Source organism: Vibrio sp. HS-50-1, from assembly GCF_024747315.1.
GTDB lineage: Bacteria > Pseudomonadota > Gammaproteobacteria > Enterobacterales > Vibrionaceae > Vibrio > Vibrio diabolicus.
Window position 1 is genome coordinate 845,908 of record NZ_JAMPZF010000048.1, and the last position, 21,036, is coordinate 866,943.

The window sequence follows — 21,036 nt, forward strand, 5'->3', positions numbered from 1 at the left end:
ATGAAAATATTGGAGTTTGATATAAGAATGTGGAAACAGCCGAGCGATCAGCTATCTAATAGCCTTGAAGGCTCGTGAAGTCAACTAGTGACTTAGGAACCGGTTATTGATATGTGGCCCATTTTGTTCTCCCTCCTTAAGATGTACATAACTATGTAACTAACGCAAACAAACCCACGTTACGCCGTCACTACGCTTCTAAACCCTGTCAATTTCTATTGCAGCTTGTTTTATATTCCTAATTACAACGTCGCCTAGTTTAGTAAAACCACTTGGCAATAAGTAATTTTTTCGTGTAATCCATCGATCAAGATTAAGAGTTATTTCATAGACAACACTGAATTAAAGACAAGATTTAGAGTTAAAACAGAGTCCAACACTCCTATGTTCAACCTAAAACCGACATACGTCTGCGAGCACTTACTGTCTATATAACGTCAACTATATAACTATATTCAGATTTTATTTTTCTGTTACAACGTGTCTTTTTTATCTTTACAGCATAATCCTCTACTTCAAAACATACCCAATCATCATCTTGTAATTTAATTACACAAAAAGATGTTCAAAACATAACCACAAGACAAAAAACCAACACAAGCCACTGAATTTATTAATTTTAATTTAAAAAATAGCATTTCACCCATATTCGTTCAAGCCAGAACGCATCAAGGTTAACTTAAACAAGTAAAATTTTACCAATTGCTTAGTACAGAATAGAGGAAGTTGAATAAATTGAAAGGTATAGAAATAACGTTACGACGTAACTACGTTAAGGTGTGAAGATATTTGAAGATTATATGAGACCAAAAAAACAGGGCCAAAGCCCTGATATGAATTAATTAGTTTTGTTGCTGTTGTTTTTCTGCGTACTCAGATCGAATCTGTTCGGCAACAATTTTGATGGCTTCTGCTGTACTTGTGCCCTTCGCCATCAATTCTTGAATTTTCTCTACAGCTTGTTGTTGCTCTTGGTGAGATAGAGGGGGTAAATCGTCAAACATAAAAAAGCTCCTCATTTTGAGGAGCAGACTATAACGATTCAATTAATAGGTCGCAAGGAAATTAATTGATGCCCCCATTGCGTTCTCGTTCGTGTACTGAGCAGCAATATCTAATTCGATCAACTTAAGTGGAGACAGTCCAATACCCGCAGTAATGGTACCTTCGTCGCTACTTCGAGCTAAGTTTTTCATATAACCCGCTCGCAACGCCATTTGACGCAAGATATCAAATTCAATACCAGCTCGAATCATTTGTGTATTATCATCGAAGGATGAAAAACGTTTTTCTTCATTAAGATCGTAGTCGACACTCATAGTAAAGTAATCGGCAACAATCCCTGCACCGACCGTATATACGGGACGCATGCTGTATTCGTATGATTTAATCGTATCACTGCCATACATGAACGATTTTGTTTTAACGTCTCTTCCGATCAAATTTTTTGCTGAAATACCGACACGATATGGGCCAAAGAACCAAAGCGCGCCCGCATCCAAGTTAAACATCGTTTCCGCTGTCTCATGTTCACGTAAGTCTTTGGTATCGAAATTCTGAAAACTCGTGGCGTAAGAGTACGTATAAATACGCTGAAGTTTAGGCGTAACACCAAATGAAAGGTGTTGATTCATAAAGTTGGTGTATTTAGCAAGTGATACACCTGCTTCAGCAACACCAATAGAAACACCTTGTACGTAGCTATCGTCTAACGGATTAGTACCTGACGTATCTACTTTTGGTTGTACGAATGATTCAGTGTATAACTTACCGTAAGCAGTTGCAGATAAAAATTTATTAGGAATACCTATAGCGACAACGCCACCAAGATCAAAGTCAGTTTTTTTTCCATCTATGGCATTCATCGATTTTTTGATTTCATCGACATCGGTCAATTTGCTGATGCGTTCGATTTCATCGACAAGATCATATTGATCATCGTAGTTACCACCAAAACTTGGCACGATCATTCCTGCATCGTCGTTTCGGCGATAAATTGCAGTAAGTGCGGGGTTGAAAAAAGGAGCAGTCAGATAAGTTGCTGATACCGTACCAACACCACCCATCGCATCGCTACGAGCTTCTATCGCATAAGTGGCAGCCGAAGCAACGTTTGCGAAAAGTGTGGTGGCAACAGAGGTGGCTAGAATTTTATATTTGGTTTTCATACTACACTTGTGATTTTGGTTCTTCCTGAAACTTTATCGGCACAAATGGTATTTCTTTAACTATTCTTCTTGGGAAAGATCATAGGTTCGGCTAATAGTTTGAGCTTGCTCAACAATTATATCGCCCTGCCAACGACGACTGTTGATACTCACTGCTAGCACGTATCTATCATTTGGGACGCCCGCAAGCTCTAGTGAATTGGGATAGTTAGACTCGTACGTCTTTTTCCACATTTGCTCGTATTGACCATCAATGTAGTCATATAAACCAACCTCAAGTTGCGGTAATGGACAATGGGGATTACGAAGTGCGCTCTTTTCTACTTTCCAATTCTCTTTAGATGTCCAACGAACATATTGCGAAGAATTGGAATCTCCTAATATTACCCAAGTTCGATACTCTTGTTTATCTTTAGAAACAATAGTTAAGTGATACAAGCCTGCTTCAAGCTTACCCGTGAGGTTATAGCGTTTCGAATAACTACGCTCATTGGCTAATTCCGTACCGCTCGGCTGTTCTTCATAACTGAATGAACTGTCTGCGGATATAGAATCATCCACCCATCGATTAAATGAAATATTTTCGATGTCAGTTGTAGCTCTTAGCTTGATCACTAACCTAAATGTATCTCGCCCAGGGCTTTGGATAGTCTGACGAATAACGTTCACGCCACTTATCCATTCAGGCAGCGTTACACCAGTGAGAGACTTGCCACAGTTTTTAGATAGTGACTGACCAAGAAGGTCATTGAGATGAGGAGTCAAATCTTTACTTGGTTCCGTTTGCCACAGTTCAACAAGAGAGTTGAACATACCGGCAAGATCATCTTCAAGTAAGTGTTGATGTGCCTGCGTTAAAGGCGTGTTGGTTTGAAACCAGTCCATTGCATGGACTGGTTTCACTAACGCTAATGAGAGAACTACGGGGAGTAGTGTTTTCATTATGACTTATGCTTTCATCTTGTAGCCAACACCGCGAAGTGTTTCAATTTCCAGTCCTGGCAGTTTTTGACGAAGCTGCAATACGTGCGTATCCACAGTACGTGTCGTTGGGAAGTGATTGTAACCCCAAACGTGGTCAAGTAGCTCATCACGAGTAAACACGCGACCTAAGTTCGACGCTAAAAATAGCAGTAGATCAAACTCTGTACGAGTTAACGTAATTAGCTCATCTTTATAGGTAACTTCACGAGTTGAACGATCAATTTCTAAGTCTTTTGTGATCACTTTATCAGCGCTGCTTTGCTCTGCTGAATCCGGTGCTCGTAGCTGTGCACGGATTCTCGCAAAGAGTTCCGCTTCAGCAAAAGGCTTCGTTAAGTAGTCGTTCGCGCCGGAATCAAGGCCTGCAACTTTATCTTTTACGGTAACAAGTGCCGTTAGCAAGATAACTGGTACGTCTTTAATCTGTTTCCATTCTGGGAGACATTGTACAGAGTCACCATCTGGGAGTTGGCGATCGAGAATAACCAAGTCAGCTTTTTTCCATTGTGGTTCTACGTCTGCAATACGTTCCACATGTAAACACTCATATCCTGCTTGTTCCAGGCTTACTAACAGGCCATCAGCCAAGTTTTTATCGTCCTCAACGAGAAGCAGTGTCTGTTTCACAAGGTATCTCCAATATAAAAGTTGTAGGTGGTCCCATCAGGGACATTTTTCCGCCCATGCGGCCTACCATAGATTCAACGATTGTTAACCCAAGTCCTAACCCGCTCTTACTGACGAACGGTTTCTTCAAATTTGCCCAATCTTTAGCCGTTAGGCCACCAGCATCTCGGACTTGGAATACTATTTTTTCTTCACTAGTTGAAACATCCAATTCAACTGGTGCAATACCGTACTTAAGCGCATTACGAAGCAAGTTATCGATACAAGTTCCTAACCAGTACACATTAACTTTAGCAGCCACATCTTCATTGATGTTGAAAAGCACGGCACTATCAAATTCTTCTTCGATCTTAAATTCTAACCAGTCTGCGACAGACGGAACCCAATCTGTTGCAAGCATTTGGTTATCAGATTGCAAATAATCTTTACTCGCTTCTGCCAATTGACGCAAACGACGTGTATCTTCACACAATCTGCGGAACTCGTCATATACGCTTTCAGGTAGATGCTCGAATTCTCGGCGAAAGCCCTCAACCGTCAGTGATAGAGATGCAATCGGTGTTCTGAGCTCATGCGTTAAAATTTGCAACACAAGCATTCTACTACGGAGCTCTTCTCGCTTACTATTCCAGCGGTATACAGCCCAACCAATCACTAGAAGAATATTTGCGATTACCAGTATGATCATACTGATCCGCAAAACTTGTGAGTGATCTTCTACATCCCAACAAATATTGCCTCGTTTAACAAAGCAACTTTTGCTTTGAGACGCTAGAGCGTACGACAGACCCGCATTAGCGACGTTTTCTTCCCAGATATCTTTCTCGAAAACAAAGTAACGGTCACCACGTCGTAACCAAAGTTCGTTACCTTCGATAAACATGCTCGCGCCTGCAATCAAAGCATTAATGGCGTCGTCGTCCATGTTTTTCAAGCTTTCTAGCAACTCATCCCCTTCCTCATTGTCACGCTCTTTAATATGCATGTATTGAGCAAGCTTGGGTTTGAGTTCTGGATACTTATCCACATAGCGTGCAGCATAAGTCCCACCACCAGGGTGAATGAGGCCACTACGCGAAAACCAACGTGGTGTCAGTTGCGTCCCTTTACAGATAGCTCTTGTAAATACTAACGGCTCAGTAATTAAAGGACTTAGTGGCAATTTACCACGACAAGTATTCGCTAAGCTGTAAAGCTGTTGTATATCTTTTAACGGATAGTCAGACGTTTGCGGCAGAAGCGAATCTGGCGCAAGTAACTTGGTAGGATAATTTGATTGCAGAATACGAATATCATACGATTTAAGAGCTACTTCATAATTAAATAGCTCTGTAAACGTATCTATTCTTTCTGGTAGTGAATCGGAAAATGCAGGTGCCGAAAAAAGCGGCAATACAGTTGCAAAACCGAGCAAAAACTTTTTAATCAAACTGTTACCGTCACTTGTTACATTAGCCAAAACTATACATCAATCTACAAGCAATTGACATCTGCTAACAGAAGGATTTGCATTACTATAACATTGAAACGGAACAAAAAAGGGCCAGCGATTGCTGACCCTGTATAGTTTTAAATCAAGAATGGTTAGAGTGCTTTAAAAATAGACTCAACGCTTTCCTTCGCATCACCAAATAGCATTGATGTATTTTCTTTGAAGAACAGTGGGTTCTGTACACCTGCGTAACCAGTATTCATTGAACGCTTGAATACCACTACATTTTTCGCGTTCCAAACCTCCAGTACAGGCATACCAGCAATCGGGCTGTTCGGATCTTCCAGAGCTGCTGGGTTTACCGTATCGTTAGCGCCGATAACCAGTACTGTATCTGTTTCAGCGAAGTCATCATTGATTTCATCCATTTCAAGAACGATATCATACGGTACTTTCGCTTCAGCAAGTAACACGTTCATATGTCCCGGAAGACGACCTGCTACTGGGTGAATACCAAAGCGAACCTCAATACCTTTTGAACGAAGTACGTCAGTAATTTCATGCACTGGATACTGCGCTTGCGCTACAGCCATACCATACCCTGGGGTGATGATTACTGATTTTGAGTTCTTCAGCATTTCAGCGACTTCTTCTGCCGTTGTTTCGCGGTGTTCGCCCTGCTCTTCGTCACCTGAAATTACAATCTCTTGACCAAAGCCACCAGCAATAACACTGATAAACGAACGGTTCATGGCTTTACACATGATGTAAGAAAGAATCGCACCTGAAGAACCAACCAACGCACCTGTTACGATTAATAGGTCATTTGCGAGCATGAAACCTGCTGCTGCTGCTGCCCAACCTGAATATGAGTTCAGCATTGAAACTACAACTGGCATATCAGCACCACCAATTGAAGCAACTAAGTGGTAACCGAACGCGAACGCAATCAGTGTCATCACAATCAGAGCGAACATGCTGCCATCTGCTTTTACGAAGTAGATCATAAGAAGCGTAGAAATCACAACCGCTGCAAGGTTCATTTTGTGCTTGTGGCGAAGGTTAAGCGGCGAAGAAGAAATCACACCACGTAACTTACCAAATGCAACAATTGAACCCGTGAAGGTTACGGCACCAATGAAGACACCCAAGAATACTTCTACAAGGTGGATAACATGTTCAGCATGAGTTGCTGCTTCTGGCGCATCAAGGTAACTGTTGTAGCCAACTAAAACCGCAGCTAAACCTACAAAGCTGTGCAGTATCGCAACCAGTTCTGGCATTTCGGTCATTTCTACTTTCTTCGCATAGAAAATACCGATCGCCCCACCTATCGCCATCGCAATAATGATCCACCCAAAGCCTTGAGCATCAGGGCTCAAGATCGTCGCGATCAGCGCGATCGTCATACCTGCGATACCATAGTAGTTACCATTACGAGCGGACTCTTGCTTTGAAAGCCCCGCCAAACTCATGATGAAAAATAATGCAGCAACAATGTAAGCTGCTTGTACTAATCCTGCAGACATTGTAACTCCTATTTATCTTTGCGGAACATTTCAAGCATACGCTTGGTGACGGTGAAACCACCGAAGATATTGATGCTGGCGATCAATACAGCAATAAAGGATAGGAATGAAACGACCCCATTACCTTGCCCAATTTGCAGTAATGCACCAACCACAATAATGCCGGAGATAGCATTCGTTACCGACATAAGCGGAGTATGAAGTGCATGGGTAACATTCCAAACCACGTAGTAGCCGACAACACAAGCTAAAACAAATACAGTAAAGTGAGAAAGGAACGCTGCCGGCGCAACCGATGCAATCCAAGCAAAAGCACCTACTGCCGCGGCTACACCAATAATTTTCTTCGTTGGAGAGGTAGGTTCTTCTACTTTAGGCTCTGGTTTCGCAGGTTGCTCTTGTTTCACTTGCGGCTGCGCTGAAACCTGGATTGGTGGCGCAGGCCATGTAATTTCACCTTCTTTAACCACGGTGACACCACGGATAACAACATCTTCGAAATCAATATTGATGTTACCGTCTTTTTCTTTACACAGCAGTTTTAGAAGGTTAACAAGGTTTGTCGCGTAAAGTTGAGAAGATTGCGTTGGCAAACGGCCGACCATGTCAGTGTAACCAACAATTTTTACGCCATTATCTGTCATGATAACTTGGTCTTTAACTGTGTATTCACAGTTACCGCCATTAGCAGCTGCCAAGTCAACAATGACACTGCCCGCTTTCATGCTGTCGACCATTTCCTTGGTGATCAGCTTCGGAGCAGGTTTGCCAGGGATTAGTGCCGTTGTAATAATGATATCAACATCTTTAGCTTGCTCTGCATATAACTCTGCCGCTTTTCTGTTGAAGTCATCGGACATTTCTTTTGCGTAGCCGTCACCAGAACCAGAGTCTTCTTGGAAATCCAAGGTCAGGAACTCTGCTCCCATGGACTCAACTTGTTCTTTTACTTCTGGGCGAACGTCAAATGCACGAACAATAGCCCCTAGGCTACCCGCAGCACCGATCGCAGCCAAACCAGCCACACCCGCACCCGCGACCAATACTTTCGCTGGTGGTACTTTACCGGCAGCCGTGATTTGACCTGTAAAGAAACGACCAAACTCATGAGCTGCTTCAACAACCGCACGATACCCAGCGATGTTAGCCATCGAAGAGAGCGCGTCTAAGGCTTGTGCACGAGAGATACGAGGAACGGAATCCATGGCAAGAACGTTAATGTTCTTACTTGAAAGTTGTTCCATCAACTCTGCGTTTTGAGCAGGCCAAATAAAGCTAACAAGTGTTGCACCATCTTGTAGTAGTGCGATTTCGTCAATGCCTTGTTCTTCATCTACGATTGGCGCATTAACTTTTAGAATAAGACCAGATGCCCAAACTTCTTCACTAGAAACGATTTTCGCACCAGCAGCTTCATAAGCAGCATCATCGAAACTCGCAAGCACCCCCGCTTGGGATTCAATCGCGATATCGAATCCCAACTTTATTAACTGCTCAACCGACTTCGGCGATGCAGCTACTCGCGATTCACCCGCAAGTATCTCTTTAGGTACACCGATTTGCAAAACGCATACTCCTTGTATACATATCAATAAATTAGTCCCAAAACAGAGCGTCGCTCTACTCTAACTCTTTTTTATTTCTATCTGTTTACCACGCAAGACAATTGCAAACGAAAGATGGTGTTTGGGGCCACCCATTTGCACAATAACACCTTGACTAACAGCCCTGTTATTATTCTGTTTGTATCGAACGCGTCTCATTACTTCAAGTGTTTTGTAATTTAAATACTAAATTTCATTACATATAACGCTAAGTAATGAATGATTGTCGCTCTGAGCACGAAAAATAACAACGCCATGACTTACTAGACTGAGGTCTAACCAGATCATATTAAATGCTGACTTAACAAACATTTAAGCTCTAAAAAAGAAAGAGCCATCAGCATATACACTAATGGCTCTTTTTAAGATGATTGGAATCAAGTTGCGGTGAATTGTTAGTCGAAGATTTTATCGCCCATTTGATCGATAAACATTTGAGATTTCTTCAACATAAGTTCATTGGCATCTTGTTCCGAGCCGAGCAAATCTGAACGAATAAATCGATGCGTTTTCACTTCATCGTCGTATTGCTTTTCTATTCGACCAGCAATGCGGTATTGCCCACCCTCTGAAAGGCTCTCTTGGTAAATAAGGAAACCTTTGTACTCAACTGGTTCCACAGTTTTTACTTTAGCAGTCTTTTCACTACCACCAAACAAACGCGAAAAAAATCCCACGGCTCCTCCTTGGGTAAGCTCATCGATAGATTAAGCTTGATCACTTAATATTGACATTGAGGATTGGTTTTTCATACCAGTCCAATTCTTTGTCTTCATCATAACTGGTATGGGTAAAAATTACAGGTACATCATGATCTCGGTTTTTACGCTGGTCTTCTTTCACCATTTCTGCCGCGTTTTTCACCGCGATATCTGCACTTTGCTTAAATTGGGTGAGCTTTTGTTCCGGAAGCGAAGATAAAAAATCAATATCATGACGAATATAGACGGGTTTGAGCTGAATAAGTGCAAGGCACGCGATATCTGCGAGCTGCTCGTTGTCATACTGCTCTACAAACTGAGGCAAACTGAGCACTTGTCCAACAAGTGTTTCCATGTAGTTATGCACATCTGAACTTATCTGCATTGGCAAATCTCCCTTGTTCTATGAAAACAAGTATAGCAACGACTTGTTTATAACAACTTATTGATTGCTCTTAATTTAATCAATCTCTCTCTTTTTGTCGTAATGTCTCCCAAAATACTTGGGAAAATGAGCAAATAGACGTATTCTTGCTAGTTCTCGAAGCATGAAAATCGATAGCAGATTAATATCTATATTGATGAAACGCTTAACCTAACCAATTATATAATCAACTATTTTCAGGCAATTTGTAATAGATGTCCTCATCATCAATGACTTCATCAGGCTTTCGATTCCTTTTCCCATTTATGTTGCTGGGATTAGTGAGTTCGAGCATGAACAACATCATTCAGATGACTCAGTCAAACTGGGGTATTGCCGCAAATTTGCCGTACATACTGTTAGGCTGTGCACTGCTCCTTTGCTATTCATTTAAGCAAGGTAGGGAGTCAATGGTGTGCTTAGCGATGTTACTGGCCTATTTCGTGATACAGCACAGGCTACAAGTTCCACTTCAAAGTGGTACAGCCTTACTTGAGTTGACCATTTTAGCCACGCTACTTCCTGTTTCTTTTCTTGCGGTATTTTTGTTTAGTAAAGACGGTTTCGACTCAAGAGCCATGTTTACTTACCTCTTGATGTTAACGATGTTCGTTCTTTGGTCTTACCTTACGTTAGCGTATTACGTTGAAGGTGGGTTTGAACAATGGACAAGCGGCATTTTATTTATCGTACCTACGGTTTCTAAACTGCCTTTTATTCTAGTTTTATATTGTGTGGGTATTGTCTGCTTCCTCGGAATTCTTGTTTTAAAGAAGAATGAAATCATCCATGCGATGACCTACTCTGCAATGGTGCTGGCGTCCGCGACGTTCATTTTCTTTGATGTGCAATACATATCTAGCACCATGTTTACGCTAACGGGGTTGCTTATCATTATTTATGCTGCCTCTGCCAGCCATCAATTGGCTTTCACAGATAGCTTAACGCGGATCCCGAGTAGGCGCGCACTCGACCTTGACTTAAAACACATGGGCAAAAAGTTCACGATCGCAATGCTTGATGTTGACCACTTTAAAAAGTTTAACGATACCTACGGTCACGATACGGGTGATGACGTATTAAAAATGGTCGCTTCGCGTCTAACTAAAACTCCCGGTGGCGCAAAAGTATACCGGTTTGGCGGAGAAGAATTTACCATCGTCTTTAAAGGCAAGTACGCAGATGAGTGTAAAGAGTTTTTAGAAGAAGCACGTAAATCCATCGCCGAGTATGAGATGATTTTGCGTGATGAAGAATCCCGCCCAGATAACCATAAACAAGGCCAAAAAAAGCGTGGTAACGACAGTTCGAGGAGAAAGTCGGTCTTTGTTACCGCAAGTTTCGGAGCGGCCGACAGCAGAAATGGGCAAGCACCTCAGGACGTGATTAAGTTAGCGGACGAAGCGCTTTACAAAGCGAAAAAAGCTGGACGCAATTGCGTGAGGCTTCATTAATACCCCAGAGCGAAAGTTAGCTGACTAATCTTGATTAAAGAACAAGACTAAGCTTCCTCCTTTTAACGCACTGCCATAATTGATCGTTAATCCGATCCCGATATTATCTATCCAATCGGAGTCAAATGGTGGTGTCATTAACCATCCAACACTGGCTTCGTAGTAGTGCACAGTATTCATGGGTTTTCTTGTATCACCACCAATATCAACTCGATTGAAGCTCGAATACACTGACTGCACAGTATCTCCAATGTGGGTAAAATCATAAAACACCTTTATTCCATTGACCCAATACCAGCCTTCCGGATTGCCAATATCACCATTATTTGCTTTACCCCAGCCAGTGCCATAAAAATAGTGAGGAGCCGACCAGAGGTACCATTTCCCCCACGATTCATGCTCTAGGTATTTGAGCTTTGTGTTGACTTCTCCGACAACGGCCCAAGCACTGGTGTTTAGGTATACACCTTCTAGAAATGGTTTTAGGTCATTCAGTGCATTACCACGATAACTATAATCGTTTTGATAGTACATTAAGTGTGAACCGATTGCGCCACTAAGCGTTAGCTTATCAGTGAGGTGTTTTTCTCCAGCAAACTCAATATATCCGCCCATGACTAACTCTTTACTTTTATCTGGAATCTGTCCTTGTTGGTCTACATACACATCTTGCTCTGTACTTAAGGCATAAACTCGGCCATTTAATAGATAGTGAGTTTGTATTCCCTCTTGTTCAAACAAATCAAAACTAAATGGTAGCGTTGATACAGCGATCTTCTTTCTGAGATCAACCGAATCTTGAGTACCAATGTCTTCGTTATCTATGTTGAAGTATTCGTTCGGATCAAAATCATGAAATCCTACCGTAAAGACATCGCTATCTGACAGAACGATCCCAATAGCAAAGTTCCTTTCATACTCTTTTTGTATCTGATCTTGAATCGAATTAGCCTTAGAACATAATGAAAAAAGTGACAGTGTAGCTAAGGCATAACTATTGATAATAGCTTGTTTCAACTTGCATTTACCACCGTATGTGTATTTCTTCCTAAAGATTTTGAGGTATACAGCGCTCTATCCACCGTCGCATACAAATCAGACTGCTGCTCTTTTCCCGTCGGTTGAAAAACAAAAACACCTTGTGACACTGTCACCCTACTGGACACACTAGAATACTCATGTGGGTAATCCAGAAAGTACATGGCCTCTTGTATACGTTCTGCTTCTCTCTCTGCGGTTTGGGCGTCTGTGCAACCCAGTAACACCACAAACTCTTCTCCGCCATAACGCCCTACGTATTCACCAGAGCGACAAAATGTTGCTTTAAGTTGGTTCGCAATGGCTTGCAAGCAACGATCTCCTTCTATATGACCGTAATTATCATTAAACGGTTTGAAAAAATCGACGTCTAATAAAATCAAAGCCATTGGCATGTTGTGACGGCCATGCCATGCAACCATCGATTCTAACTTATGATCGATATAACGACGGTTATAGAGCTTGGTTAAGCCATCTTCATTCGCTTGCTGGGTCAAAAGTTGGTTCACTTTCTCCAATTGAGCTGTCGCTTGTTTAAGCTCTCGTCTCATATGAGCAATACGCTGCATTGCGATAAGCTTAGAGTTCAGTACGAGTTTATCTACAGGTTTAATTAAATAATCATCACCGCCGGCCTCTATGGCTTTTGCAATCATTTCTGGCTCTTCGTGACTACTCAGGAAAATTATTGGGATCCAATCGGGAAAGGTTTCTCTGATATGAAGAGAGACTTCAAAACCGTTCATATCTGGCATCGATATATCGAGTAATACCAGTTCAGGATCAAAACTCTCGTAGGTGTTTAGTGCTTCTAGCCCACTACCCACCGCTTTTACAATATGTCCAAGTTGCTTAAGACGAATAGCCAACTGCATCCTATCTAGCTGAACATCGTCAACCAGGAGGATTCGCATTGATGTCCCTGTCGGTTGCATAACGCGTTCCATTTCTTATTTTGTCTTTATTAAACATATACCATACTCATAGAGTTGTTGCATTCGACTCATAATTAAGTGCTATATTTTTGTTTAAATATCACGGAATCAATTGTCTATAACGATTACACTGAGAATTGCCCTACCAAAACATGACCAACGAACGTTAGTTCAACAAACTCACGTGTTCTGGTCATCTTGCGGACACATGGGTATAGCTATTTGATGCATTTGGTATTAATATTCCCGCCTTTTTGTAATGAGAGACACACCATGTCAGAAGCAACTAACAGCGAAAGCAAAAAAATCGATCTAGCAACCATTTCTCCTGAACTACGTAAAGTTATTGAGTTTGACGAAGTTCCAGAGCAAATGTTCGAAATGGTTACCTCTATCCATGAAGTGTCTGAAGAAGCAGTGCGTGAGTCTTGGGACGAAATGCCTGCAAGTGCTCAGAACATTCTAGATAACTTCGAGCAATTTCATGCTCTAGTTTCTGTTGGCCAAGCATTTGCTGGTATCAACGTGATGGAAGAATTCCCTACTCTTAATCTGCCAGAAAACATGACAGATGAAGATAAAGAAGAATACCGCGCTCAATTACTTGATAATGTGCTTCACAACTGCGTGAAAGACATGGTTAAGCAACTTAAGAAAGCACGTCGCGACCCACTTCTTAAACGCGAATTCAAAGAAGTGTTCGCAAAATAACGTTTTTCCGACAAAATAAAGGCCACGTTTGCGGCCTTTTTTGATCATTAAGCGTGCGTAGCTTTAAATGATTAATGCGGCGCTAATGCCACGTCTTTCTGCGTGACACTGACCCCTTTAATTTGTGCGAATACACTATCACCTGCCTTTAAGTCGAGATCATCAAGCGCCCAAGGTGTTATCGTTGCCCACAAATAACATCCCTCATCTAGCTTTAGCGATACATTAATACTCTGTTTATCATCAGCCGCGTTAAACACCTCGATTGAATCGACAGTCGCAGGCAGGATATTTCGAATAGAAGTCGCCTTAGGTTGCTCTAGCGTAATAGAAACGTCGTTGGCACGCACTTGTAAGCGAATTGGCGTCTCTGGTTCACCATCAATCTTTTGCACCCATAGTGATGCATTAGGTGCAAGGCTGACACAAGTCAGCGCATAACGCTCATGATGTTCAGCAATTCGGCCTTCAAATAAGCTGCTTTGATCCGAGAAAGACTGCCATGGACGCATCGCATGAGAAGCCCACACGTCTTCAAGCTTACCTGAACTCGTAATTTTACCTTGGTCAATAATTGCAAGGTGCTGAGCAAGCCTTAAAATTTCTTGGAGACTGTGCGTGACATAGATAATAGGGATATTTACCTTCTCCGATAATTCCTCCAGAAATGGCATCACCTCACGTTTTCTCGGCATATCAAGCGACGCAAGTGGTTCATCCATCAAAAGCAAGTTGGGCTTAGATAGTAATGCGCGCGCAATCGCAACACGTTGCTTTTCACCGCCAGACAGTGAGTTCGGGAAGCGCTTTAGTAACGGTTTGATAGACAAGAGTTCGGCGACTGCATCAAAGTACTCGTCATCTTTTTCTTTGACGCCATACAATAAGTTGCCTTGAACCGAATAGTGAGGAAATAAACGCGAATCCTGAAACACGTAACCAATACCGCGCTTGTGTGTTGGTAAGTTGACCCCCTGTTCACTATCAAACAAAACGTGATCACCAATCGCAACATGTCCCTGCTTTGGTGCAACTAATCCGCTGATGATATTAATTAACGTGGTTTTTCCCGCACCAGATCGCCCAAACAAAGCGCTAATTCCGTTACACGGTAACTCAAGCTTAATATCGAAGTCAGTATCACCAAGCATTTGTTTAAATTGAACTTTAATCGTCATCACTTCGCACCCAATCGACTTGCCGCTTTACGATTTAACCATTCAGAGATCATTAATGTAGACAAAGCTAACGCGATAGAAATGATACATAGGCGAGCCGCCTGCATTTCCGCGCCTGGCGTTTCAATAAAGTTGTACATTGCCAGTGGAATCGTTTGGGTCTCTCCCGGAATGTTAGAGACGAAACTGATCGTCGCCCCGAATTCACCAAGACTACGAGCAAAGGACAGCATCGTCCCAGTAATAATTCCGGGAATGGTCAGTGGTAACGTAATGGTGAGAAAAACTTTTAAAGGAGAAGCGCCTAACGTTGAAGCGGCATGTTCCAGTTTTGGGTCGACGTTCTCTAAACTTAACCGCACAGACCGAACCATCAAAGGCAAGGCCACCACAATACAAGCGACTACTGCTCCTTTCCAATTAAAGCTAAAGACTAGCCCTACATGTTCATAGAGCCACTTGCCAAGAAATCCTTGCCGCCCAAGAGAAACCAACAACAAATAGCCGATAACCACTGGCGGCAATACCAGTGGTAAATGAATTAAGCTATCTAGAATCGATTTACCGAAGAACGTTTTTCGAGAAAGTAGCCAAGCAAGAAAAACGCCGAGAGGAATGAGCCAAAGTACTGCGTACGCGCCCACTTTGAGGCTTAACATTAAGGCTTGGTATTCCAGTTCTGTCACGCTTCGTTCCTATAATTGAAAGCCGGTTTATTGCTGAAAGCCATATTGAGCAAAAACGCGTGCGGCTTCGTCCGATTTTAGGTACTGGAAGAACTGATCGGACTCAGTAGAATCATTCACAACCGCAGCCGGATAAACAATAGCCGCATGCGTATCACTCGCGAATTCACCAACAATTTTGACTTTGTCGGTTAACTGCGCATCGGTTTTGTAGACCACGCCTAAAGGTGCTTCCCCACGTTCAACCAACGCCAAAGCTAGGCGCACATTCTTTGCTGGTGCGATTTGAGTTTGAATCTCTTTCCATACACCCAGTGTAGTCAGTGATTCTTTCGCGTACATACCAGCAGGCACTGACGTCGGATTGCCTAACGCAAGGCGATTTCCATGCAATGCCTTTTCCCAAGCTGTTGCATCAGAGAAGTTAAATGAGGTTAATTCTGAAGACTGAGGCGCAATCAACACTAAGCTATTGCGCACCAAGCTTGTGACATTGTCACGAGAAATAACGTCTTTATCGACCAAATAATCCATCCATTTTGTATTCGCAGAAATAAATATGTCCGCTGGTGCGCCGTTGATAATTTGTCGAGCGATAGAAGAAGAACCACCATAAACGGGAGTGATAGAAACGTCATACTTTTCTTCAAAGTTTTGTGCGATTTCGTCGATCGCATTCGTCATCGAAGACGCCGCATACACTTTGAGGTTCGTAGCTGCGTTAGCTGAAAATGAAATGCTTAATATTGCCGCGAGGCAAGCATGCGTTTTCCATGCTTTCATAGAGAAACTCCAATACAAGGCAAGCGAAAGAACTGGTTATTTGGGTAGAAAGTTCAATCAGTTAATGTGCTATTTAAACAAAAAATCAAGGTTCATATGTTGTTCTATCGCATCTGCAATACGATTAATTCCTTGCTCCTTTAACTCTTCAAAGTCTTGTTGTTTGATTTGAGTGCCGTTTACCCATTCTGACACCAGGCTTAAGACATCTGCCTCATCAAAGAACCCGTGAAGGTAGGTTCCCATGATTTGGCCACACTCGCTGATAGCCCCCTCAGCTTCACCGGAACTCAATGTAAGAGGTTGAACGCCCTGCACTTCACTTTGTCCTACGTGGATTTCATAACCCTTTACATTGGCTGTTTTGCCATTAAGAGAAAGCTGCGCTTGTGTATTTGTAAGCTGTTTGCTGTTAGTTAGCGTCGTGGTGATGTCTAGTAAGCCAAGCCCTTCGCTTTGACCCGGCTGGCCTTCGACGCCATTTGGGTCATCAATCAAGTTTCCAAGCATCTGGTAGCCACCGCAGATACCAATCACTTTTCCACCAAGACGAATATGGCGTAAGATATCTTTATCCCACCCTTGGCTTCTTAGATACTCTAAGTCGTCTCTAACTGATTTGGTCCCAGGCAAAATAACAAGGTCGGCTTTATCTATTTTCTCGCCTTTGCCTACATAACGTAGATTGATGTCGGGATTCAATCGCAACACATCAAAATCAGTATGATTACTAATCCGGGTTAAAACAGGCACAACGACATTCAGTTTTACCTCAGAGTGCAACTCTTGCTGCGCGGTGAGCGCGTCTTCTGCTTCTAAATTCAAACCATGAAGAAAAGGAAGCACGCCGAGTACAGGTTTGCCTGTTTTTTCTTCTAGCCAGTCGAGGCCCGATTGCAATAAACGAATATCACCTCGAAAACGGTTGATAACAAATCCTTTTACTCGCGCTTGTTCAGATTCAGAAAGTAACGCGAGTGTTCCGTACAAATGCGCAAATACACCACCACGATCAATATCAGCAACAATGATCACCGGAACATCAGCGGCCTCCGCAAAACCCATGTTCGCGATATCGCCTTCACGTAAATTGATTTCAGCAGGACTCCCTGCACCCTCGATCATGATCGAATCAAATTCTTGAGTCAGACGAGAGAAGGAATCTAACACCGTATCCATCGCAACTTTCTTGTAATCATGAAAGCCAGCCGCATTCATATTGGAAATTGCCTTGCCCTGCAAAATGATCTGAGCACCTGTATCACTATTGGGTTTAATCAAAACCGGATTCATGTGCACGGTTGGCTCAATATTACACGCCTGTGCCTGAACTGCCTGAGCTCGACCTATTTCACCGCCATCTTTGGTTACCGCACTATTTAGTGCCATGTTTTGTGGCTTAAATGGGGCAACGTTTATCCCTTTTCTCGCTAATACACGGCATAAACCTGCCACAAGGACACTTTTTCCGGCATCCGAAGTGGTGCCTTGAACCATTAAAGATGGGATCGCTGATTTCATGAACATTTGTAAGGAATTGAGGAAGATGAACAATCATAACGTCATCGTCCCCACTTACTCAAGCAAATGAATAGAATATGAATGTTGAAATCATCATTGGTTCAAACAAGCTCTGTTTTAATGAACCCATCAAAACAAACCGATGAGGATGTAACATGAAAAAGAATACAATTATCGCAACAATCGCCGCCTTAGTTATTGCTCCTTCTATCGCATTCGCGAAAGATCACGCTAAAAACCAATCAAACTTGCAGTTTAATGGTCCTGTCACTGTGGAAAAATTGGACGCCTTGCTAAACGACTCCAATATGTTTACTGAAAAAGATGTAGTCGTTGAAGGTAACTTATTACGTCAAGTTCGCGCGGATAAGTTTGTCTTTAGCGACGGTTCCGGTGAAGTGATGGTGGAATTCGATGACGATATTCAGCTAAACACTCCGATTGATCACACGACTAAAGTCCGTCTGTTTGGTGAATTTGAAGGCGGAAATAAGCCAGAAATTGAAGTCGAGCAACTGGTGATCATGTAAAACAACCCCGATTGCTTTGGATATCAGCATGATGTGGTGAGCACTACAGCTAAATGGTGACGGCAAGCACTTAAAATGATAGCTTTATCAATCTTGGTCTGCTTTTTGCAGACCATTTTTTTGTTCATTTTAATCATCTTGCCCGGAGACACCATGCTAGGTAAAGCTCTAAAGGTTGCAGCCTTTGGTTTGTGCGCTGTTTTGCCACTTTCCGCACATGCAAATAATTTCAACTACAACACGATGGAATTTCGCATGGGCACTAGCCCTGGTACATTTGGTGGCGAGTTCAATACCTACTTTACAGAAAACACCCACTTCATTGCTCGCGCAGACAGTGAGTTTAGCGGAGACTGGGACATTGCTGGTGGTATTGGCTTTAACGGCCCAGCAGGCCAATTTGCAGATATTTATGGCCAAATGTTGGTACACAACATTAAAGAAAACGGCAGTGATAAAGTGGGTGACGAGTGGCGCACTGAGGTGAATATTGGTACTCGTATTTGGTTCATGCAAAATGTTGAGCTACATGCCCGTATCGGTCAAATAATGGATAACGACGATTCCAATACCGTTTATAATTTTGGCGCAAGATTCCACTCTACTCAGCAACTATCACTTGGCGCGGATTTCAAAAATAATGGTGTCTATGGCCAACAAATTGTGATGTCTGCTCGTTTTGCATTTTAATTAAGTAACTAAGCAGTTGCATTAATAAGTGTGTGATTCAATAAAAATGGCCTCCGGTTTCGGAGGCCATTTTTGTTAAGTACCGATTGTTAGCAGGAACTAGTAACAAGGCTTTAATTTTTTCCGGATTTTTTAGGTTTATCTTGGACATACTTTTTCGATACATCCACAACGGCGATATCTCTAAAAAAGCTTCGACCAAGTAAAATTGGAAACTTCATATGCCCACGCTCGGCTAACGTAAACTCTGTCTTTTCTTTGTGGTCACCGACGGTAATATACGCTTTTACTACCGCTCGTTTATCCACCTCTTCTGACGATGACTGCTTGATTTTAGCCCAGCGCTCTACAGGTACTTTAAACTCTTTAGTTTCTTTATCGCCCAAGTCGATCTTAAACTGAACCCAATCTTTACCATCACGCTCAAACGGAACAATGTCTGTCGCGCTAATTGATGATGTTGTCGCCCCTGTATCGATCCTAGCTTTGAAGGTTTGATCAATTTCAGGAACGTAAACCCACTCTTCAGAACCAAGAATCAACATGCCGTCTGGTGTTTTTGTCACTTTGGCTGGTTTTGTCGGTTTTGGCTCGGGCTTTTTCTCAGGTTTTACTTCAGGCTTAGGCTCCACCTCAGGCGTTGGATCGACCTCTGGTTTCACTTCTGGCTCTATTTTGACAGGTTCTTCGACCTTCGGCGACTCAGGCTCAGCAGGTTCCGGCGTCGTTTGAGTTGACGTACAAGCAATTAAACTGCCGCTCATCATAAGCGGCAGAATCAGTTTCCAGTTTTTCATCCACACTCCAATTAAGCTTGAGATACTTTCTTAATTGCGTCCGCTACGTATGGGATATGAGTTTCGGTAAGTCCAGCGATGTTAATTCGACCATCGCCAACACCATAAATGCCATAATCTTCACGCAGTTGCGCCATTTGGTTTTCACTAAAGCCTAGCACAGTAAACATGCCTTTGTGACCCTCAATGAAGTCAAATTGATCGGTATTATGGTTGTTTCTCAATTCGTTACACAAACTTTGACGAAGACTAACCAAACGATGTTGCATTTCACTCAACTCTTGCTTCCAAACGGAAGTCAGGTTGTCATCTTGAAGAATCGTCTTAACCAAAGCCGCTCCATGATCGGGTGGCATCGTGTAAGTAGAACGCGCTAACGTAAGTAACTTGCCTTTTGCATTTGTCACATCTTGCATGTTCTTACCAACGATAATCGCCGCACCTGTGCGCTCGCGATATAGGCCAAAGTTCTTCGAACATGATGTCGTAATTAACATCTCTTCAACGTTATCTGCCATAAAGCGAAGCCCTTTTGCGTCTTCCTCTAGGCCATCACCAAAGCCTTGGTAGGCAATATCAACAAATGGGGTGAAACCGTTCTTCTGTGACAATTCCGTAATGGCTTGCCAAGCAGAAAAATCGATATCTGCGCCTGTTGGGTTGTGACAACAACCATGCAGCAATACAACATCGGAAGGCCCTGCTTTCGCAAGATCATCCATCATTTTTGCTGTGTCTACTTGTTTCGTTTCTGGAGAAAAGTAATGGTAGAACTTAACTTTAAGACCTGCCGCTTCCATCACTGGTTTATGGTTTACGTAGCTAGGGTTTGAAATCCAAACCGTCGTATCTGGCTGTGCGACCTTCATTAGGTCACCTAACATACGCAGCGCACCACTTGCACCTGGTGTTTGAATGGCAGCAACACGATCCATTGCTGACGTTCCCGTCAGTAGCAAATCGATCATGCTTTTATTAAATTCTTCGCAACCCGCAAGACCAACGTAAGATTTGGTTTTTTGAGTTTCAACAACGACATCCTGCGCCATTTGAATGGCTTTCATGATCGGCGTTTCGCCTGCGCTGTTCTTATAGACGCCAATACCAAGGTCAACCTTGTTTGGACGGTCATCGTTACGGTATGCAACGGATAGAGATAAAATAGGATCTAATACGGGAGTTGGGAGATTAGAAAACATGAAAGTCATAACCCTTTGAAATTCAAGTACCGAACCTCACGTTAA

The 21,036-nt window shown here is 42.6% G+C and carries 21 protein-coding genes; 4 read left to right on the top strand and 17 right to left on the bottom strand.

The window, feature by feature from the left end; genetic code table 11:
• Window positions 1-842: 842 nt before the first annotated feature.
• The 9 genes from NDJ01_RS23010 to NDJ01_RS23050 all read right to left on the bottom strand — a co-directional run bounded on the left by NDJ01_RS23010 (window position 843) and on the right by NDJ01_RS23050 (window position 9,430).
• Window positions 843-1,004, bottom strand: coding sequence for a YoaH family protein (locus tag NDJ01_RS23010; RefSeq protein ID WP_005394474.1), 162 nt, complete (start codon window positions 1,002-1,004; stop codon window positions 843-845).
• A 42-nt stretch (window positions 1,005-1,046) separates the two neighbouring features.
• A complete protein-coding gene (locus tag NDJ01_RS23015) occupies window positions 1,047-2,168 on the bottom strand; it encodes a conjugal transfer protein TraF (protein ID WP_012842270.1) in 1,122 nt (373 codons plus the stop codon).
• Between the two features lie 60 nt (window positions 2,169-2,228).
• Window positions 2,229-3,110, bottom strand: coding sequence for a DUF2861 family protein (locus NDJ01_RS23020; RefSeq protein ID WP_005394478.1), 882 nt, complete (start codon window positions 3,108-3,110; stop codon window positions 2,229-2,231).
• Window positions 3,111-3,116: 6 nt separating this feature from the next.
• The gene (gene vxrB / locus NDJ01_RS23025) at window positions 3,117-3,779 is read right to left on the bottom strand and encodes a response regulator transcription factor VxrB (RefSeq protein WP_005394480.1); all 663 of its coding nucleotides are present in this window, start codon (window positions 3,777-3,779) and stop codon (window positions 3,117-3,119) included.
• A complete protein-coding gene (gene vxrA, locus NDJ01_RS23030; protein WP_005394482.1) occupies window positions 3,754-5,208 on the bottom strand; it encodes a sensor histidine kinase VxrA in 1,455 nt (484 codons plus the stop codon). The genes vxrB and vxrA overlap by 26 nt, the downstream gene beginning before the upstream one ends.
• Before the next feature lie 155 nt (window positions 5,209-5,363).
• A complete protein-coding gene (pntB, locus tag NDJ01_RS23035; RefSeq protein WP_145472940.1) occupies window positions 5,364-6,740 on the bottom strand; it encodes a Re/Si-specific NAD(P)(+) transhydrogenase subunit beta in 1,377 nt (458 codons plus the stop codon).
• 8 nt (window positions 6,741-6,748) lie between these two features.
• The gene (locus tag NDJ01_RS23040) at window positions 6,749-8,305 is read right to left on the bottom strand and encodes a Re/Si-specific NAD(P)(+) transhydrogenase subunit alpha (protein ID WP_047009188.1); all 1,557 of its coding nucleotides are present in this window, start codon (window positions 8,303-8,305) and stop codon (window positions 6,749-6,751) included.
• Between the two features lie 434 nt (window positions 8,306-8,739).
• Entirely contained in the window at window positions 8,740-9,021 is a 282-nt protein-coding gene (locus NDJ01_RS23045; protein WP_258488314.1) for an HlyU family transcriptional regulator, read from the bottom strand.
• Between the two features lie 40 nt (window positions 9,022-9,061).
• Window positions 9,062-9,430 (bottom strand): late competence development ComFB family protein, encoded by a 369-nt coding sequence (locus tag NDJ01_RS23050; protein WP_065646021.1) that lies wholly within the window; start codon window positions 9,428-9,430, stop codon window positions 9,062-9,064.
• Window positions 9,431-9,684: 254 nt separating this feature from the next.
• On the opposite strand from NDJ01_RS23050, the gene NDJ01_RS23055 reads away from it, so the two are divergent.
• Window positions 9,685-10,923: a GGDEF domain-containing protein gene (locus NDJ01_RS23055; RefSeq protein ID WP_109170287.1), complete on the top strand. Its 1,239-nt coding sequence runs from the start codon at window positions 9,685-9,687 to the stop codon at window positions 10,921-10,923.
• Window positions 10,924-10,947: 24 nt separating this feature from the next.
• Here NDJ01_RS23055 and NDJ01_RS23060 read toward each other — a convergent pair whose 3' ends face one another.
• Together NDJ01_RS23060 and NDJ01_RS23065 are read right to left on the bottom strand one after the other, a co-directional pair.
• Window positions 10,948-11,940: a Solitary outer membrane autotransporter beta-barrel domain gene (locus NDJ01_RS23060; protein WP_258587430.1), complete on the bottom strand. Its 993-nt coding sequence runs from the start codon at window positions 11,938-11,940 to the stop codon at window positions 10,948-10,950.
• A complete protein-coding gene (locus NDJ01_RS23065) occupies window positions 11,937-12,896 on the bottom strand; it encodes a diguanylate cyclase (protein WP_074190148.1) in 960 nt (319 codons plus the stop codon). The genes NDJ01_RS23060 and NDJ01_RS23065 overlap by 4 nt, the downstream gene beginning before the upstream one ends.
• 273 nt (window positions 12,897-13,169) lie before the next feature.
• Here NDJ01_RS23065 and NDJ01_RS23070 point away from each other — a divergent pair, with 273 nt between their 5' ends.
• The gene (locus NDJ01_RS23070; protein ID WP_005394495.1) at window positions 13,170-13,607 is read left to right on the top strand and encodes a DUF3069 domain-containing protein; all 438 of its coding nucleotides are present in this window, start codon (window positions 13,170-13,172) and stop codon (window positions 13,605-13,607) included.
• 71 nt (window positions 13,608-13,678) lie between these two features.
• Here the strand turns inward: NDJ01_RS23070 and modC are convergent, their stop codons facing one another.
• The 4 genes from modC to NDJ01_RS23090 all read right to left on the bottom strand — a co-directional run bounded on the left by modC (window position 13,679) and on the right by NDJ01_RS23090 (window position 17,775).
• Window positions 13,679-14,785 (bottom strand): molybdenum ABC transporter ATP-binding protein ModC, encoded by a 1,107-nt coding sequence (gene modC, locus NDJ01_RS23075; protein ID WP_258587431.1) that lies wholly within the window; start codon window positions 14,783-14,785, stop codon window positions 13,679-13,681.
• Window positions 14,785-15,471: a molybdate ABC transporter permease subunit gene (gene modB, locus NDJ01_RS23080; RefSeq protein WP_046875453.1), complete on the bottom strand. Its 687-nt coding sequence runs from the start codon at window positions 15,469-15,471 to the stop codon at window positions 14,785-14,787. Before modB ends, modC begins: the two co-directional genes overlap by 1 nt.
• Window positions 15,472-15,498: 27 nt before the next feature.
• Complete coding sequence (gene modA / locus NDJ01_RS23085) at window positions 15,499-16,254, bottom strand: molybdate ABC transporter substrate-binding protein (protein WP_046875452.1); 756 nt, start codon at window positions 16,252-16,254, stop codon at window positions 15,499-15,501.
• Between the two features lie 69 nt (window positions 16,255-16,323).
• On the bottom strand, window positions 16,324-17,775 hold the full coding sequence (locus NDJ01_RS23090; protein ID WP_258488311.1) for a cobyric acid synthase: 1,452 nt from the start codon (window positions 17,773-17,775) through the stop codon (window positions 16,324-16,326).
• A gap of 155 nt (window positions 17,776-17,930) precedes the next feature.
• Here NDJ01_RS23090 and NDJ01_RS23095 point away from each other — a divergent pair, with 155 nt between their 5' ends.
• Both NDJ01_RS23095 and NDJ01_RS23100 read left to right on the top strand, forming a co-directional pair.
• Window positions 17,931-18,305 carry a YgiW/YdeI family stress tolerance OB fold protein gene (locus tag NDJ01_RS23095; RefSeq protein ID WP_005394506.1) on the top strand — a complete coding sequence of 125 codons (375 nt, stop codon included), beginning with the start codon at window positions 17,931-17,933 and terminating at the stop codon, window positions 18,303-18,305.
• 153 nt (window positions 18,306-18,458) lie between these two features.
• Entirely contained in the window at window positions 18,459-18,995 is a 537-nt protein-coding gene (locus tag NDJ01_RS23100; protein ID WP_005394515.1) for a hypothetical protein, read from the top strand.
• A 113-nt stretch (window positions 18,996-19,108) separates the two neighbouring features.
• On the opposite strand, the gene NDJ01_RS23105 is transcribed toward NDJ01_RS23100, so the two are convergent.
• Window positions 19,109-19,792 (bottom strand): ATP-dependent zinc protease, encoded by a 684-nt coding sequence (locus tag NDJ01_RS23105; protein ID WP_258488310.1) that lies wholly within the window; start codon window positions 19,790-19,792, stop codon window positions 19,109-19,111.
• 11 nt (window positions 19,793-19,803) lie between these two features.
• Window positions 19,804-20,991, bottom strand: coding sequence for an amino acid aminotransferase (locus NDJ01_RS23110; RefSeq protein WP_047009195.1), 1,188 nt, complete (start codon window positions 20,989-20,991; stop codon window positions 19,804-19,806).
• Between the last annotated feature and the right edge of the window lie 45 nt (window positions 20,992-21,036).